14 protein-coding genes and 2 pseudogenes are annotated in these 15,467 nt (G+C 70.8%); 7 read left to right on the top strand and 9 right to left on the bottom strand.

Annotation, left to right across the window (positions count from 1 at the left end; translation table 11 throughout):
* Nucleotides 1–566, top strand: a 566-nt coding sequence (locus ABD908_RS23390) for an MspA family porin (protein WP_345000552.1), incomplete at its 5' end; no start/stop codon positions are given.
* A gap of 1,125 nt (nucleotides 567–1,691) precedes the next feature.
* Here ABD908_RS23390 and ABD908_RS23385 read toward each other — a convergent pair.
* The 3 genes and pseudogenes from ABD908_RS23385 to ABD908_RS23380 all read right to left on the bottom strand — a co-directional run bounded on the left by ABD908_RS23385 (nucleotide 1,692) and on the right by ABD908_RS23380 (nucleotide 3,480).
* The gene (locus ABD908_RS23385; protein WP_345000548.1) at nucleotides 1,692–2,216 is read right to left on the bottom strand and encodes a hypothetical protein; all 525 of its coding nucleotides are present in this window, start codon (nucleotides 2,214–2,216) and stop codon (nucleotides 1,692–1,694) included.
* Nucleotides 2,217–2,286: 70 nt separating this feature from the next.
* Nucleotides 2,287–2,481: pseudogene (locus ABD908_RS27730) on the bottom strand (DUF6602 domain-containing protein); the annotation flags it as partial.
* Between the two features lie 207 nt (nucleotides 2,482–2,688).
* Entirely contained in the window at nucleotides 2,689–3,480 is a 792-nt protein-coding gene (locus ABD908_RS23380; RefSeq protein WP_345000546.1) for a hypothetical protein, read from the bottom strand.
* A gap of 191 nt (nucleotides 3,481–3,671) precedes the next feature.
* Between ABD908_RS23380 and ABD908_RS23375 the strand changes: the two genes are divergently transcribed.
* A complete protein-coding gene (locus tag ABD908_RS23375; RefSeq protein ID WP_345000544.1) occupies nucleotides 3,672–4,007 on the top strand; it encodes a hypothetical protein in 336 nt (111 codons plus the stop codon).
* 501 nt (nucleotides 4,008–4,508) lie between these two features.
* Here the strand turns inward: ABD908_RS23375 and ABD908_RS23370 are convergent.
* The 6 genes from ABD908_RS23370 to ABD908_RS23345 form a co-directional block, all read right to left on the bottom strand.
* On the bottom strand, nucleotides 4,509–7,514 hold the full coding sequence (locus ABD908_RS23370; protein WP_345000542.1) for a bifunctional DNA primase/polymerase: 3,006 nt from the start codon (nucleotides 7,512–7,514) through the stop codon (nucleotides 4,509–4,511).
* Nucleotides 7,511–7,690, bottom strand: coding sequence for a hypothetical protein (locus ABD908_RS23365; RefSeq protein ID WP_345000540.1), 180 nt, complete (start codon nucleotides 7,688–7,690; stop codon nucleotides 7,511–7,513). Before ABD908_RS23365 ends, ABD908_RS23370 begins: the two co-directional genes overlap by 4 nt.
* 88 nt (nucleotides 7,691–7,778) lie before the next feature.
* Entirely contained in the window at nucleotides 7,779–7,949 is a 171-nt protein-coding gene (locus tag ABD908_RS23360) for a helix-turn-helix domain-containing protein (protein WP_345000538.1), read from the bottom strand.
* Between the two features lie 251 nt (nucleotides 7,950–8,200).
* Nucleotides 8,201–9,622 carry a DUF2637 domain-containing protein gene (locus ABD908_RS23355; RefSeq protein WP_345000536.1) on the bottom strand — a complete coding sequence of 474 codons (1,422 nt, stop codon included), beginning with the start codon at nucleotides 9,620–9,622 and terminating at the stop codon, nucleotides 8,201–8,203.
* Nucleotides 9,619–9,927 (bottom strand): hypothetical protein, encoded by a 309-nt coding sequence (locus tag ABD908_RS23350; protein ID WP_345000534.1) that lies wholly within the window; start codon nucleotides 9,925–9,927, stop codon nucleotides 9,619–9,621. Before ABD908_RS23350 ends, ABD908_RS23355 begins: the two co-directional genes overlap by 4 nt.
* 80 nt (nucleotides 9,928–10,007) lie before the next feature.
* Nucleotides 10,008–10,277, bottom strand: a complete 270-nt coding sequence (locus ABD908_RS23345; protein WP_345000532.1) for a helix-turn-helix domain-containing protein — start codon at nucleotides 10,275–10,277, stop codon at nucleotides 10,008–10,010.
* 241 nt (nucleotides 10,278–10,518) lie between these two features.
* On the opposite strand from ABD908_RS23345, the gene ABD908_RS23340 reads away from it, so the two are divergent.
* From ABD908_RS23340 to ABD908_RS23320, 5 genes and pseudogenes are all read left to right on the top strand, one after another.
* Nucleotides 10,519–11,814 (top strand): hypothetical protein, encoded by a 1,296-nt coding sequence (locus ABD908_RS23340; protein WP_345000530.1) that lies wholly within the window; start codon nucleotides 10,519–10,521, stop codon nucleotides 11,812–11,814.
* Nucleotides 11,814–13,751, top strand: a complete 1,938-nt coding sequence (locus ABD908_RS23335; protein ID WP_345000528.1) for a helicase HerA domain-containing protein — start codon at nucleotides 11,814–11,816, stop codon at nucleotides 13,749–13,751. Before ABD908_RS23340 ends, ABD908_RS23335 begins: the two co-directional genes overlap by 1 nt.
* Before the next feature lie 8 nt (nucleotides 13,752–13,759).
* The gene (locus ABD908_RS23330) at nucleotides 13,760–14,152 is read left to right on the top strand and encodes a hypothetical protein (RefSeq protein WP_345000526.1); all 393 of its coding nucleotides are present in this window, start codon (nucleotides 13,760–13,762) and stop codon (nucleotides 14,150–14,152) included.
* Between the two features lie 217 nt (nucleotides 14,153–14,369).
* Nucleotides 14,370–14,765 (top strand): hypothetical protein, encoded by a 396-nt coding sequence (locus ABD908_RS23325; RefSeq protein ID WP_345000524.1) that lies wholly within the window; start codon nucleotides 14,370–14,372, stop codon nucleotides 14,763–14,765.
* A 344-nt stretch (nucleotides 14,766–15,109) separates the two neighbouring features.
* Nucleotides 15,110–15,467 (top strand): annotated as a pseudogene (locus tag ABD908_RS23320) (hypothetical protein); the annotation flags it as partial.

Raw genomic sequence — 15,467 nt, 5'->3', positions numbered from 1 at the left:
TGGCCGGGGAGGCGATCATCACCCCCGCCGACAAGAAGCATCCGCCGACCATCCCGGTGACCGGTGCGGCGGTCACCATCGGTGTCGAACTGGGCTGCGCGGCCACCCCGCAGTCGCTGCAGATCAATGGCAACCTCAGCAACGCCGTGGAGGGCTCGGTCACGCCCTCTATCCAGGGCACCGGCACCGTGTCCGGTAACGGCTCCGGCGGCTCCACCGGCGGGCAGGGCGGCGGGTCCGGGAGCCTGTCGATCACCCCCGGGCTGTCCGCGACCGCCGCGGACACCGTCACCACCGGTGGGTCGTTGACCGGGGACATCGGCCCCGGCATGACCCGCGACTTCCCGATCGCCACCAAGCCGCTGTCCGGGCGGGACGGGTACGTCGTCGCTCGGGAGACCCGGGTGTCCGTCGACGGATGCCTCGGCGGAGCCCAGATCCGCTCCTACGCCACCGCCGCGATCAGCACTCCACTCGGCGAGAACTCCATCACCACCTACGGCCGCACCCTGTTCATCGACCGCGATCACCCCGGCGCACCCCCGAAGCTGAAGCCGGCGAAGTAGGCGGGCTCGGGGCGGCTGGTATGCGGCGTGAGCCGCAGTACGCAACGAGAAGTTCAGGCAGGGTGGTGCCCGGATCCGGGCTGCCAGCGCGTCATGGATGTGGGCCTGGCGATGGCCGCGGGCTGCCGGTCCGCGCTGGGATGGTGGCGGTGGTGCTGGCCGTGCCGGTTGGGGGCGGACAGTGGGGTGGACGGTGCGCCACCTCCGGGCCGAACCCCGCGACTGTGCCGTCTCGGCGGGGGTGGGGGCGGGGCCTCAGTCTGCTTACCCCACCGTTCCCCGAGCATCGTGGCGGTCGCCAGCTGCACCACGTCGCGCGCGGTGAAGGGGGCTGCCCGTTCCCGCTGGCTTGGGTCCGCGCCCTTGCAGGTCCGGCCTGCTACCGCGCCTTCGTCGCGATCAGGTGCGGCGGGCGTGATCCTCGCCCGTTCCTCTGTCAGTGCTCCCAGAGCTGCTGCGTGAACGACAGGTACACCTCGGTGGAGTCGAGGGTGAGGTTCGCGATGTGGCGTTGGCTGCCGTAGAAGCCCGGACGGTCGCCCCGGCGCATGAGTCGAACGCCAGCCGGTCAACCCCCACGGAGTTCAACCACTCGGCGAACAGGCTGGGCTGCAGGAACTCCTGCGCGAGCGGAACGCTGAGCGCCCCCTCGAAGGACTGCACATCCAGCCACGGTGTGATCGAGCCGTCGAAGGGATCGAGGACAGTCCGCAGCATCCCCGGTGTGGTCGGGCGTGCCCTCGACGGCGAGCTGGGTCGTGACGGCGAACTGCCGGGCCAGCCAGTCGAACGCGAACACCTCGGCGGTGAGTCCCCAGGTGCCGAACATTGCGGTGATGGTGGCCTGCGCCGGCAGCGCCGACTCCGCGTCGTGGAACCTGAGCAGGCCGCGGTCATCGAAACGTCCGCACAGTCCGCGGTCGGCGAATACACCGCCGACGAGCCCGGGTCGCCAGTCGGCACCTGACCGTGTCGGCGGATCGAACGCGAAGTCCATGTCGATGCTCCTGTCGCCGCCGCGGATGGCGTCCGCTGGCCAGGCCAGGTCACCGGTCCGGTGGACGGGTTCCGTCGACCATGGTGCGGGCCGAGCCCCGCGGCCGTGCCCTCGACCGGGGCGAGTGGCTACCCGTCGGGCTCACCGTCACCTGCGGGCATCCAAGCGCGCTGTCCGAGGTACCAGCGAAAGATCGGCGCCCCGCGCTCGATACGGGGCGTCATTAACTGGAGCCAGGTCAGGGCCCACGCCAACGGGGCTTCCGTCTCGGCGACGATCCAACCGCGACACGGAATGCCGTGCTCGTCCTTGATCTCCATCGGGCCGGGGACGTCTCGCAGGTTCCATGCGACGTACTTGCCAAGGACACAGACCACGTCGATCGGCGGCTGCGGCTGAACGCCGTGTTGTTGGCGCCCGGGGTGCACCTGAGCTGGGGGAATCGCGCTCAGCTTGTCGCGGAGAGTGGAGGGTGCGTAGTCGGAGTCGTACGCGATGACCACGTACATGGGCAGTCCGCTGGTGTGGAAGAAGTACTCGTTGCCGTGCTTGAGGCCATCTCGGCCGGGGAGGAACATCGGGCAGAGCTGCTTGAGCTGCGTGCCAGCGCGTATGCACGACTTGAGGTCCGAGTTCCCAAGGTTCGACTTCACCTCGCCCACCGCCGTTAACACCCTCGAGGAAGAAGTCGTCCGGCGTCTCGGGGTCATGCGAGGTGAACGGGTGGTCCGGATTCGTGATCACGATGTCGCTCTGCCTCGATACCCCGCCGAGAGAGTCGTGGATCACGCCATGACCGACCCTGAGGTTCGCCGGCAGATGTGCGCGAAGCGCCGCGCGAGCTGCCACCTCTCCACGGTCGCCGATAGTCGTCGGATGCGTTGTGCCAGCTCGCGCAAACGCCAGCTCGGCTTGCATCGCGGTCTCGCGAGCGATCAGGCGTTTCTCGATCCACGGCTGGACGAGGCGATTCAGCTCCAGTGGCTCATCTGGCATGGATCGGAGACTACGTCGACGGTGCCCTCGGCCAGGCAGGTACGGCTGTCTCGCCTCGTCACCGAGATCGGACTTCTGAGCGGTTCGGCCCACGCATCCAGCCGGGGGTTGGCGGCTTGCCCGGCCTCGTCAGGTGCCCGTGACGTTCTGCCGCCACGCCCAGCCGGTCGCGTGATCCCAGGTCAGCACCGAGTAGGAGTTACCCGTGAGCCACACGTGGGTCGCCGGGAAGTCGGCGGGCGGCTGGTAGGTCGGGGTCACGCCCGGCGAGGTGAGCAGAAGCGTGTCGAGGAGTTCATGGCCGGTGCCGTACAGGTCGACATAGACGACGAGGTGACGCTCGGTAGCTCCGGGGTGTGCGGCGAGTTTGACGAGTTTGCGTGAGATGCGCTCTTCGGCGAGGAACGTCGCAACTTGGTGATCGAGGACTTCCGCATCGAAGGTCACTGCGCGTGACACAGGCGGCTGTTGGATGCGCACCTCGCCGGGCCGCGACAGCGTCGAGTGGTCGGCCATGAGATCGACACCGTGGTCGATCAACCAGTCTGCGTCGGTCGTCCGCGCGTCTGGCGGGAGGTCGGCGACACGGTCGACACCGAGCGATTCGCAGAGTGCGATCACGTCGGGCACCCGTTGCTGTAGGACCCGCTGCTTCGTCTGTGAATCGCTCAGCCGGAGTAGCCACCCGATCGAGCTGCGTGAGGTCAGGGTCGGTCCAGGTGCATGCAGAATCGGAGACCATGCCGCTGCGTCTGGATCTCGGACAGTGGTGACCTCTACCGCGCCCTCCCCGTCAGGGCCGTCGAAGACGTAGTCGACTGCTGCCTGTCGTCCGTCACAGTCGTGCAGGTTGAGAGCGACGTCGTGGAGGCGCCCCACCATCTCCGCCAGAGCTTGCTCGTCGTCCCGCTGCGGCGTCACTCGATCAGGATCGCACGCCACCCCGGGCCGAACTCCGCGGCTGTGCCTCCTCGGCGGGGGTGGGGCAACGAGCTTCGCGGCGGGATAGAGCGACTGGGATAGCGATTCGGGGACTGACCGAGTCGCGGCCCGTACGCTGCCGAGGTGGCCGCACAGGCGCGAGCCGCGTTCGCCGATCCCGGAGGTAGATGGTGACCAACTCGAACTCGGGCACAGCAGCTGAACTGAAGAAGCAGATGGACGCTCTGCTGGCGCTCGCGGAGGGAAAGTTCGAGTACATCCGGACGCTGCAGGGTGACGTGCTGCAGAATCTCGACGACCTCACGCTGGTCGTCAACGCCCACGGTGCGGTGCTCGGCAAGGCGGTGTCCACAGGTGCAGCTGTGAGTGTCACTGTCCAAGAACTCGTCCGTGCACAGGAGTCCACCGTCGAAGCCCTGGGCACGGTCGGCCACGCGGTGCGACAGCTCGCTGAGCGCGTCGAGCGCCTTGAACACGAGTTGCGGCTGCGTCCGGGTGCGTCCTGACGCGCTGCCGCTCAGCGGCGCAGACCCCGCCCCGACTCGACGGTTGAATTCGCCATAGTAAATGTGTAGCACTGCGGTCGCCGGCACGAATGTCCGTTTCCACGCCGCGCATCAGCCCGGGTGATCCAGATCTGGGTCACCCGGTGATCCAGAAACAGGGTGTGACCTTGGGTGACCGAGATGACAGGGTGACCCAGATTCCGCCACCCTCGGTCTCGGTCACCCTCGGCGGGGTGCACGACCTGTCGGGGTCAGTACCTGAAATTAACTATAACAAACAAAAAAAAGGGGCTTCGTATAAGGAATTGGACACTGCTGCCTCCCCGCCGGGGTGCATCCCGCCGCGAGGGTGACAGGGACTGGGTCACCCTGTCACCTGGGTCACCCCAGGTCAGAGGGTATTTTCTCGGTCACCGGTGACCCAGATCTGGATCACCCGACGGGAAAGCCTCCGGAAACGGATGCTTCCACGGGCTCCTGCGGCGGCGGACGGTTCCAGTTCTAGGCCGTGATGCCGCCGGTCGTCGGCGCTGCGGTGAGCTGACCCGCTGCGGTGACCCGGTACTGCCTCGGGTCGTTGCCGGCGGCGGACACCGAGATCCGCTGCTCACGCACCAGCAGCTCGAACCCCGCTTGGATGTACCCGGAGTGCCGCGATCCGATCACCTTCGCCGCGGTGATCTGCGTAACGGTCGCGGTGCCGCCGAACCCCTTGGCGAGCTTCCCCCGGACGAGGACCCCCTCGCGAGGCCGGGTGAGCTTCCCGTAGACCGCCTCGGCGGCGGCGCGGACCGCGTCGGACACCGTCTGTTCGGTCGCGACCTTGCCGTGGGCCAGCTCCTTGCCCTTCTTCCTCCCGGTCTTCTTAGCCTGCTCGTCGTCGTATCGCTCGCTCTGCTCGACGCTCTCGGTGGCGGCCAGGACGGTGGCCTCGGCCAGCAGCTCGGCGGCCCGCCAGTGCACTGCCTTCGGCTGTTTGACTCCGTCCAGGAATGCCAGGAGAGCCGACGTCTTCATCGTCCGGACACCCTCGTGGCCCTCGGTCCGACTGGTCTCCAGGTCATGCAGCATGGCGGCGCGGGTGTGCCGGCTCCGATCGGCTGCCTTCTGGGCCGCTGCCTCCGCCCCGACGAGCGACCCCTCCGGCCAGAGCACCCACTCCGCGGGGTGATCCTCCGGCGGGTCCGCCTCAAGTACCGGGGTGGAAGTGCCGTCCTCGTTCTCGATCGTCTGCCCGGTGGGACGGAACCCGAACGGTAGCCCCACCGGCCGATCCCACGGCAGTCCGTTCGGCAGCAGCGGCGGCGCCGTCGTGCCGTAGAGCGGCCCGCGATCGCGCGGCGCCACCGAGCCGGCGAAGGCGCACGCGAACCGGGCGTCGAGACCACTGCCCGCCTGGGTCCAGATGCGCCCACAGAGCTGCGGCTGCGCCGCGATCTGCTGCGCGAAGCGCGCGCCATGCGGCGGCACCTGCGCATTGCGGGCAGCCTCGCTCGCCGTCTGGCCCACCGTGGTGTTCCCGAAGAACGTGGAGTTGGTGAACGAGACGTACTTGCTCGCATCGCGCGCGAGCTCGGCGTCGACGCTCTTCACCTCGTCTGTCTCGACGTACACACTGGTCGCGCAGATGATCTGCTCAGGCGGGCCGTTACGCTTGCCGACGGTCTTGCGCGCCGCCTTGACAATGCCTTCGGCGGTGCCCTGAGGAACGATGGCGATGCCCTCGGGAAGGGGAACGGCGGCCGCCGCTGCGGTCTGCGTGGTGGTCTTCGCCGTCGCCGGCGGACCGAACAGCAGCGCGTTGTAACTCAGGGACACGCCTCGCACCTTGTCGGTGGTCAGGCCGTTACGCGGCGCGATGACCACGCGTGCAGGGACTCGGGCGCTGACACGGGGGAGCACCGACTCGATGAACCCGAGCAGGTAGACCCCCTCGCTCTCCGCGAGGTTCGCCATCCGACCGAGCGCCGGCGTCATACCGATCCACAGCCCCGTCTCTGGGTCGCGGGTACCTCGCAGCGCCTCCTCGATCTGCCGATGACGCAGCCACATACCCGGGTCACCGTCCTCCCAGTCCTCCACCAGCTCGCCCTCGACCGCGTCGTCGACGGCGAGCGCATTCTCGGATGTCTCGGACGGCGGGGCCGCTTGGGGCACGTCAACGACCTCGGCGTCGACCACCTCCGCAGAAGCTGCCGGTGCAACCGGCTGGGCCGGAACCGGCTGCGGCGCGCCCACCACCGGCCCAGTCACCAGCGTCTCCGCCGCCTGCTGCATACCCGCCGCCGGGCCGCCCCGGAGCATCCGCGCCAGGCCCCGGCACGCCCCGGCCTCGCGCAGCCAGTACTCACGGTCGGCGGGCATCTGCACCCATCGCTTCGTCTTACGCGCGTGTGCGCCGTCGTCGAGCACCGCGAGGTGGGGCACCTCCGTGGGATCCGGCCCCTTGATCGCGCCGGCGCAGGCGGCGGGGTCCTCCGCGCGCTCCTCGGCGCGGTCGGCCAGAGCGTCCAAGTCGTCTGTGAAGGGCCTGAGCCCGCCGAACTCCACGCCCCACTCCCGGCCCAGTGCCACCTCGCCGTCGAGGTCCAGCCCGCGGAGCCGCGCAGCGAGGCGCAGGCGGTCCGTGTGCTCGCCGTCGAGCTGAAGCTGCGTCTGCATCGTGCCGGACCAGACGTGGACTCCGAACCCCCACGCGCAACCGTCGTGCAGCGTCGCGCCACGGTCGCCGGACTGGGGACCCCACTCGTACAGGTCGCATCCGCAGCTGTCCGCACCTCGCGCGATCATGCGCGGGTCGCCACCGATCACCTGGTCCCAGCCGATCTCGTCGATCTGGTGCTGTCGCTCGGTCCGCCCGTCGCCGTCGGCGTCGAGCACCCGCTCGCGCGCCGTCCTCGGGCCGAGCAGGCCCCGCAGCGCCTCCAGACCGGCCGGGCAGCCCTCGGCTCCGGCGTCAGCGACCCATGCACCCGCTCGGGGCAGCTCGGCGCCGGTGCCCCACTGGCCGGCCGGGTCGGGGAGGTACATCCGCCCGCCGGCCTCGTCCAGCCGCGTCGGGACGCCCACTATGAACCGGCGCCCGCCCAGCGCGTCGCCCTTCTCGCCGGTGGGTAGCCCGAACGGGCGGCTGTGTAGCGTGTCCGGGTCGAAGCCCTCCGGCGCGAGGGCGACGAAGTGGCCGCCGCCCGTCTTGCCCTGCGGGTGGTTGGGAACTTGCGCGTTCGCCGGGATCACGGTGCGCACCAGACCGGCGCGCCGGAACAGCTCGGCGGCTCCGGCGTTGTCGGCGTCGAAGCAGATCCAGCCGCTTTTCCCGAGGTTGATGCCGATGCCCCCGCCGCGCGCGAGCCAGCTGATTGCGTCGTCGCGGGTCATCGCGCGGGCATCGGGCCAGCCCTGGTTCACCGGCTTCTTGGTGCCCGGGCTCAGCGGCAGCAGGTGGGCTCCGAGCAGCATGTACAGGTCCACCCAAGGCTCGACTTCGACGCGGTCGCGGGCCCTCATCGGCGCCCCAGCTTGAGGCCGAACCGGCGCGCGTGGGCCTCGGCCTCAGGCACTGTGGCGTACGGGGAGACGGTGCTGGCGTACCGGTGCTGCGCGTCGGCGAGGCCCTCCGGGGTCATCGGCGCGGCCGGGTCGAGGTGCCACGACAGGCGCGGTGGGCGGGGCGGGTATGGCATGATCGGGAGGTCCTTCCAGCTCAGTGATGCGGGGTGGAGACATGAGGCCCGGCCCCCACAGCCGGGCTTCTCTCATGTCCGGGTGGCTTCAGAGTGTGATCGTGCTGTTGCGGTACTCCGCGATCCAGCAGCGCCGGATCCGGTAGCCGCGCGTCCCGGCGCGCATCGCGCGCAGGCGGCCGGCGCGGATGAGCCTGCGCACCGTCTCGGCGCAGACGTCGAGTTCAGCCGCGGCGCCTGGAACATCGAGCACGTCCATGCCTCCTCCTCTCTCTCTGTAGCTATCGGTAGTGCTCTGTCGCGTCCAGTAGTAGGCGTCCACTCCGGCCCTGTCAAGCGCGGCGCGTGGACGGCCGTCGGCGTGTCGCGACCTGAAACCCTCTGTGCCATTCTCTATTTCAGAGAATGGCACCGCCGTCTCATCGATCCGTCGCCCACGCGCATGTGAGTCGACGTTCTCGCCGTCCGACCGACCCTCGCGCCCCCGCCGCACCAGGCCGGCCGGCCGAGTCAGCCCGCCGACGCGGACCGCACGATCCGCAGCACGGTGCTGGCGGAGACCCCCGTCTCCGCTGCGATCGCGCGACTCGACGCCCCGTCTGCGGCGAGTGCGAGCACCCGCGCCCGCACCGCGTGACGCGGCGCTGCATCACCCGCATCACCCCCCGCGTCAGCTGCACCGTCCGCATCAGCCGCCCCGCCGTCCCCCACCGCCTGCACCGCGGGCATCGGGGCCGGGGTGGGATCTGCGCAGGTCGCGGGGGCTGATGCAGCGTGATGCGGCTGCATCAGGGGGTGCGTCACGGGCGGGGTGGGGACCGAGGACGGGGTCGGGGCGGGTTCGCTGGCGGGGGCGTCGACGGGAGACTGCGCCGCGGCGGTGATGCGGGGGTCGCCGCCTGCATCATCGGCTTGCGTCACGTCGGTCGGCCGCACCGCCAGCAGCATCGCGGAGGCGACCGCGATGGCGCAGTCCACGATGACGGGCAGGATGGCGGCGACCACGCGCGGGTAGGCGAGAGCCAGTGCGAGGTCGCGGATCGCGATGTACGAGGCGGCGAACGCCCCGAGTGCGAGCGCCGCGGCTCCCGTCACGGCAACGCGGTACACGGCGCGGCGCACTCCGGCATCTGCCGTGGCCGCGAGTCCGTGCGTGACGGCGAAGAGCATCCCGGGCGGGACCGCGGCCACCGCCACCGCGACGCCGCGGTGAGGCCCCGTCGCGATCAGCACGTGCGCGACGTTCAGCGCGATGCTTGTGGTCACGGACACGGCCAGCAGACCGCGCCAGTACGCCTGCGGACTCATGCCGCCCACCCCGTGCTCAGCAGGTCGCTCGCGCGCGCACTCACGCAGGGCCACGCTCGCGATCCAGGCGGCGAGCCCGGAGCTCGCGACGACGCCGAGCTGGTCAGCGGCGAGCGCAGCGAGGGGGTCCCCCATCAGCAACCGCCGGTAGACGCTGATCGGGTCGTCGCCTTCCTCGCCGACCCGCCACCGCACCTCCGCGATGACCCCGCAGTGCACCACCCCGGCCGCCCCGCGCTCGTGTTCCAGCGCCAGCTGTCGACCCGCCGCTCGGTGCGCCGCAGCGACCCGATCCGCCGCCGTCACGGGCTCCCGGAGCACCTCGGCAGCGGCCTCGATTCCCGCCGCTGCCACCGTGATCCGAGGCCACTCGGCGTGCACCCAGCGCCCGATGGCGCGGCGGTCCGCGAGCGACAGTTCGCGGTGCGCGACGGCGTACAACGGGTCGCCGGCCACGACGTGCAGCAGGGCGTCCGCGAGCCGGACGCCGGTGAGCGCTCGGGTGACTCCCGCCGCCGCGATCGCACCGGCGTATGCGGCCAGCGCCGTGGTGCTGTCGCTGCACTCGACGGCCAGTTCCTGCGCCGCCCGCGCGTGCGCCTCGACCTCGCTGATCGCGCTCATCCGGCAGCCTCCGCCAGCTGCGTGATCGCGGGCCACGCCATCCGCACCCACGCCCCCATCTCGGTGACGCGGCCCCCCAGCACCCGCCCCGCCAGCGCGCCTCGCCGCGCCGTTATCGCCTCTGCGAACGCCTGCATCTCAGGCACGCCGTGCGCGCCGAGATAGCGCGCCTCTGCCATCGCGGCCGCGATGGCTGCGTCCACCGAGTCGGCCGCATTCAGCGCCAGGATCAGCTGGGATGCGGCGCGCCCGTGACGGTGTGCGGCGCTGTGCATCTCGCACTCCCTGATGGTCTCCGTGGTCACGAGGCCATCTGATCCCGCCCCTGCCGGGATGGCTGCCGCGGCCGCGCGCCGGGCTGCGCGTGCGAGGGCCTGCGCCGGGATCACGCTGCACCTCCGCGACCGCTGTGTGCGGCCAGGTAGGCCGCGAGATCCGACGCCAGGATCACGGTCCGCGCACCGATTTTCACGCTCCGCAGCTGACCCGATCGAGTCAGCCTGTACACCGTCTTGTCGCTGACGTGCAGGTGGCCGGCCACCTGGTGCACAGAGTGCGCCCGCGGCACCTCCGGCACCGCCTCGGGCGCCGGTGCCATACCACCCCCGCGGCCGCACTCCGGGCACGCGCCGTGCCACCCGTTGATCTGGATCATCTTGTCCCTCCGCTGAGTTGGTACTTCGACACCTACAAGTCTCGAGCCACCCCACGACAACCCCGCCCGACGACACCTCCGCACCTGTCCGGCGCACACCCCCGCCCGTGTGATCCTCCCCACACCGACCCTGGACGGGGCAGGACGGCGCGGGACCGGGTGGGACCACAGGTCCAGACACGTTGGGGCGCAGCAGTTTCCGACTCTTGCACCGGACACGTGGTCGGTGCACGCTGTCGGCATGGCGATCAGGACCCCCAGAACCCGCGGTGACGAAACCGGGGATGATTCGCGGATATCACTCGCGCTCGGGCGGATCGGAGCCGCCGTGGCGGTCGCCGGCGTGCTCGCGGTGGGCGGGTGCGCGGCGCCCGCAGCAGCGGATCCGGCATCGCCGTGCGCGCTCCAGGCGGACGGGCGCTACGACGTCGCCGGGTGTGCGGCGTGGATGCAGCAGCAGGTGACGCCGACCACGACCACGACGACGCCGACGCGCGACACCGAGACCGCCACGCCGTGTGTCCGGGATGCACTGGGACGCCCCGTGATCGGGGACTGCGACGCCGAGACCGCCCCGGTGGAGACCACCACGACGGCACCGCCGGAGCCCACCGGGACGGGCCCGGCGGCCGGTCTCCACGACCTGCTGCATCTGCACGCGTGGCTCGCCTTGATCGTCGCCGCGATCCTGTTGGTGACCGGCTGGAACCGGCTGCCCACGCTGTCGAACCGACGCGGAACCACCGTCAGCACCGTGCGCGCCGAGGTGGCGGAATCCCGTCGTCGGATCACGGGCTGGAGCACCGTCGTCGCGGCCTTACCGGTCGCCGGATTCGGGCTGGAGGGACTCGGTTTCGCCGCCCTGGGCCTCCTGGTGGCCGTGCCGTGCTGGGTCGCGGCCGCACGCCGGAGCACCTACCTCAGCCACGCGGATGCGGGCCTGAACCTCGCACAACGGGAGTGGGCGCAGGCGTGCGACTCGGCCCGCGCCGCCGCCGCGCAGCAGGCCGCGCAGCAGGCCGCCCCGCACGACGATCTGGGTCTGGGACTCACGCCGGAGCCGGTCCGGGTGCAACTGCCGCCCGAGCCGCAGATCACGCTGGCGCAGGCGCACGCGCGGGGCGTCGGGCACGCCCAGACCGGCGGGTTCTCTGCGCCGACCGGGAGCGCGGCGGCTGCCCTGCTGGATCAGGCGGGGCGCACCGGCCCCGCGGCGCAGGGGCTGGATTCCGCTGTCCGGCAGCTGAAGCTCGGCTCGTGGAACGTCGACGGTGACACCCGCACCTGGACGCCGTGGATCACGCTTGCCGGGGTCACCTATGCGGCGGATGGGGATGCAGTGGTCCGCCTGGAGTTGCACCACGCCGGCGTGGACGAGGCATCGATCCAGCGGATGCTCCCGTCCCTGCTCCGCGCATGGCGCTGCCGGTCCGCGACGGTCGCCCGCGACACCGACTCGGGCCTCATCGAGGTCGCCGTGACGAACACGAAGCCGCCGGCCGAGACCCGTCACACCGCTACCGAGGAGTGGACCTGATGACCGACTATGTGAATCCCTTCGCCAGCTACGTCGAGCCCGCCACACCCGCCGAGCCGGCCGCCGAGACCCCCACCGACGCACCGGCATCCGAGCCGGACGCCGCCGCCGAGCAGGCCGCCCAGGCCGCGGAGTCCGAGCGCCGTGTCCAGCAGTGGATCGACGAGTACGTGGCGCTCGCGCCGGCTATCGCCGCCGCCCGGCCGCTGATGCCGACCGCCGAGACCCGCGTCGAGCTGACCGGTGTGGACCGCATCGTCGACGGGGTTCGGCGGGCACTCCGGAACAACGTCGGCACCACCGTCTCGGTGCTGCAGGACGCAGTGGTTGCCGACGTCCCGGTCGCGCCGGGAGTGGACCCGTACCGTCACGGGGCGTACCTCGCCGACTACCTCCTTAACCGCGGGAATGTGGGCCGCTTCGAGCATCATGTGCGGGCCCGAGACGGGCACATCGTCCTCGTCCGCCGGGGTGTCGCAGGGCCCGGTGTTGCGTGGGCCGCAGCGGGTGCCCGGGCCGCGAAGTTCTTCAACGACCCAGCCTATCGGGAGCAGGTTTTCGATACCTGTCGCATCCGCCAGACCCGCCGGACCGCGAAGGGGATGGAGGAGAAGCGCTTCCCTACCGTGCTGCAGTTCGGCGAGGACAGTCGGGGCGGCACGGTCACTCTGGCTCTCCCGGATGACTTCCCGGTCGCCCGGGTCGAGGCGGGTGAAACGGCGCTCCGCCAGGTACTCCGGCTGCCGGATCTGGTGGTGGACCGTGACCGCATGCGCCCGGTGATCCGACTCCGCAGCAGGGCCGTGACGCGCGACTTGCCGACGCTCGCGGTGCTCCGGCCCGAGATGCTGGTGCGTCCGCGGAGCATTGCGGCACGGCACGCCGCCAGCGGCGACTTCGCGTTGCCGATCGGTGTCCGTGTCGACGCCGATACCGGCGCCCCCGTGCCGATCCTTGCGAACCAGGCGGTCACCCCGCACCTCGGCGTGTTCGGCGGCAGCGGGGCCGGGAAAACCACCCTCCTGGCAACCATGGTGAAAGCGGCTGTGTTGCAGGGCGCCGAGGTGATCCTGTGGGACGCCAAGCTCGGCGTCGACATGCGGAACCTGGCCCTGGCGAACCTCCCGGGGGTGGTGCACTACGCGTCCGGCAGTGCCGCGGTCCTGCACCGCACCATCCTCATGGTGCGGCACGAGTTCGAGCGCCGACAGGCACTCGCCGGCCGTCTCGCCCACCGCGGCGTGCGGTACGTTCCCGCGCCCATGCTGGTCGTGATGGACGAGGCTCCTGCGTGGTTGAACGACCAGGTGAAGCGCGGCGGGGCGGCGAAGAGGGCGGCGGATCAGACCCTCGCGCACATCAGCTACATCGCGTCGCAGGCGAGAGAGATGCGTGTGTATCTCCTGACGGCGGGCCAGTTCTCGTACGTCAGCGCCTTCGCCGGCGAGTGGAAGACGAACACCCGGACGTTGGTGTTGTTGGGCCCGCCGAGTGAGATCAACCGGCAGTCGCTGTTCGTCGGTGAGCAGCGGCAGCAGGTGACCACGCTGGGGGCGACCATCTCCCCGCGGGACCGCGGCGTCGGGCTCGTGTGCGACCCGGATACCGGCTCGGTCGAGAGATTCCGCGGCTTCTACACCCCCGCCGGTGCGGCGCTGGATCACCTCGACGCGGAGGTGGCGAAGGCGCCGCGACTGCGCCGCTACGCGTACCGCCTGCCGCGCGGTTCCGAGCCCGGCGGCGACGGTACGTGGGCCGACTGGACACCCATCAGCGACCCGTCGAGCGACTCTCTACCAGTCCGCATCCTGGACCGTCCGGACGGCACTCCTGACCCCGCCGCTGTGCTGGACGACCCCACCTCTCCGGCCTACGCACCCGGGGCGAAGCCCATGCCGCAGGTGCACGACCACGCCACGAGTTACGACCAGAAGTGAGCCCCCACATGAGCTTCCGTCACCGTCCCACCCACTCGAACATCCAGGCCAGCCGCGAGTTGATTCCGGGCAGTGCGCGTGCCCTGATGCGGGCGATCGGCGGCGCGACCGAGGCGCTCAACAAGCTCGCCGTGGCTGAGCAGGGCGATCCCACCGCAGTGGTCGCCGCCGTCGCCGCGTGGAAGCGTGCGGCGGCTGAGATCGACGCCCGCGTAGACGACCTTCTCAGCCTCGCCATCCTCGGCGGCGCGGCGGTCAGCACCACAGCGCGCGCCACGGGGCAGCGACCCGAGACTCTCGCCACTCGGCTCGCCGCGTCGCCCGTCGCGCAGCTGCGCGGGTTGGATCTGGTCCGAGTCGGCGACGAGTGGGTCGTGGACACGTCGGCGGCGACCCCGTGACCGGCGTGTCCGTACCGCGCCTCCTCGCTCGACCGGCCCGGACGTTGCGGAGAAACGGGGTCGGCGTCCTGACCAGCGGGTTTGCTCTGGCGCGGCGCCGTGAGATGTGCACCGGGCGGTGGAAGCGGCCCGTCAGGCATGCACGGGGCACAGGGCCAGACGCGCACCGGGCACGGATGGTGCACGTGCGCCGGACATATGAGAGGAGGGCTTGAGCATGGGTAGGAGGAAGGCACCGACCGAGGTGTCGCGTCGGACCGCCCGCGAGGAACTGCCGGCCGCAGTGCTGCGTGTGCTCGTCACGACGCGCGACGCCGTGAAGCCGCTGAGCAACGTGTACTTGGCCCAGCAGCAGGGGCAGAGCGCGCATCCGCTCCAGGTCGCAGACGCACTCGGAGACTGGCACCGCGCCCAGGCCGAAGTCCGCCGCGCGGAGCACCTGTTGCTCGGCTGGCTCATGCAGTCCGGCCAGTTCACGGTGACGTCGTTGGCGCGCCGGAGTGGGTACGCGCCGGCCACCATGAACCGCCGGCTGAGCGGCACCGCCGCGGACCACCTCGGCCGCGACCTCACGCGTAGGGACGACGGCCAGCTGTGGGTGAGCGACCGATGATCCGGTCCGCGCTACAGACCCGTGCTACAGCCGCTACGGCCAACTCCGCGGAACGGCCTGTGGAAGCCCCCACAGCGGGGGTCAGAAACTCGCTGACCAGCGGAAACCCTATTCAGCACATGTGTATTCGACGGGTGTGGATCCCACAGCCAGCGCTACAGGGAGCGCTACAGCCTGTGCTACAGGGGCCGCTACAGCCGGTGCCACAGGCCGCGCTACGAGAGCCCCGGGGTCCACCGCTGACCCGTACCCGCGCCGCGCACTGCTCCTCATCTACCGACCACGTAGGAGTACCCGGACCGACACCCGTCGCCCGGAATCCTCACCCCCCAGGAGCAAGAACCATGTCCCGTATCCATCCCCAGACCATCGCCCGTCACCTCGCGGTGGGCGTCGCCACCGGCGCGCTGCCGACCGACATCGCGGACGACGCCGAGAACGTCGTCACGATGGTCGACGCCGGAGCACCCCGCCGCCGTGTCGACGGCGCGGTCCAGGCCCTCGTAAGCGCCGCCTGGATCAGGGCAGGCCGGGAGACCGCCAGCGCGTCCAAGCCCAAGGAGATCCGCGCCGCGATCACCCGCCTCCAGGGAGTCGCTGAGCTGGAGAAGCAGCTCGGCCTCGCGCCGGTCGCCGCCGAGCCCGCCGAGCAGCCCGTCCCGGAGCCCGCCACCGCCCCCGAGCCGCCCGCCGACCCGGTCG

Origin of the sequence: Tsukamurella soli, from assembly GCF_039541155.1 — a bacterium.
Taxonomy (GTDB): domain Bacteria; phylum Actinomycetota; class Actinomycetes; order Mycobacteriales; family Mycobacteriaceae; genus Tsukamurella; species Tsukamurella soli.
This window is presented reverse-complemented; position numbering and strand designations above follow the sequence as displayed.

Bases quoted from the DNA above. Each gene is read 5' to 3' on its own strand.
- ABD908_RS23370 (WP_345000542.1), bottom strand. From the start codon at position 7,514: ATGAGGGCCCGCGACCGCGTCGAAGTCGAGCCTTGGGTGGACCTGTAC.
- ABD908_RS23365 (WP_345000540.1), bottom strand. From the start codon at position 7,690: ATGCCATACCCGCCCCGCCCACCGCGCCTGTCGTGGCACCTCGACCCG.
- ABD908_RS23360 (WP_345000538.1), bottom strand. From the start codon at position 7,949: ATGGACGTGCTCGATGTTCCAGGCGCCGCGGCTGAACTCGACGTCTGC.
- ABD908_RS23355 (WP_345000536.1), bottom strand. From the start codon at position 9,622: ATGAGCGCGATCAGCGAGGTCGAGGCGCACGCGCGGGCGGCGCAGGAA.
- ABD908_RS23345 (WP_345000532.1), bottom strand. From the start codon at position 10,277: ATGATCCAGATCAACGGGTGGCACGGCGCGTGCCCGGAGTGCGGCCGC.
- ABD908_RS23340 (WP_345000530.1), top strand. From the start codon at position 10,519: ATGGCGATCAGGACCCCCAGAACCCGCGGTGACGAAACCGGGGATGAT.
- ABD908_RS23335 (WP_345000528.1), top strand. From the start codon at position 11,814: ATGACCGACTATGTGAATCCCTTCGCCAGCTACGTCGAGCCCGCCACA.
- ABD908_RS23330 (WP_345000526.1), top strand. From the start codon at position 13,760: ATGAGCTTCCGTCACCGTCCCACCCACTCGAACATCCAGGCCAGCCGC.
- ABD908_RS23325 (WP_345000524.1), top strand. From the start codon at position 14,370: ATGGGTAGGAGGAAGGCACCGACCGAGGTGTCGCGTCGGACCGCCCGC.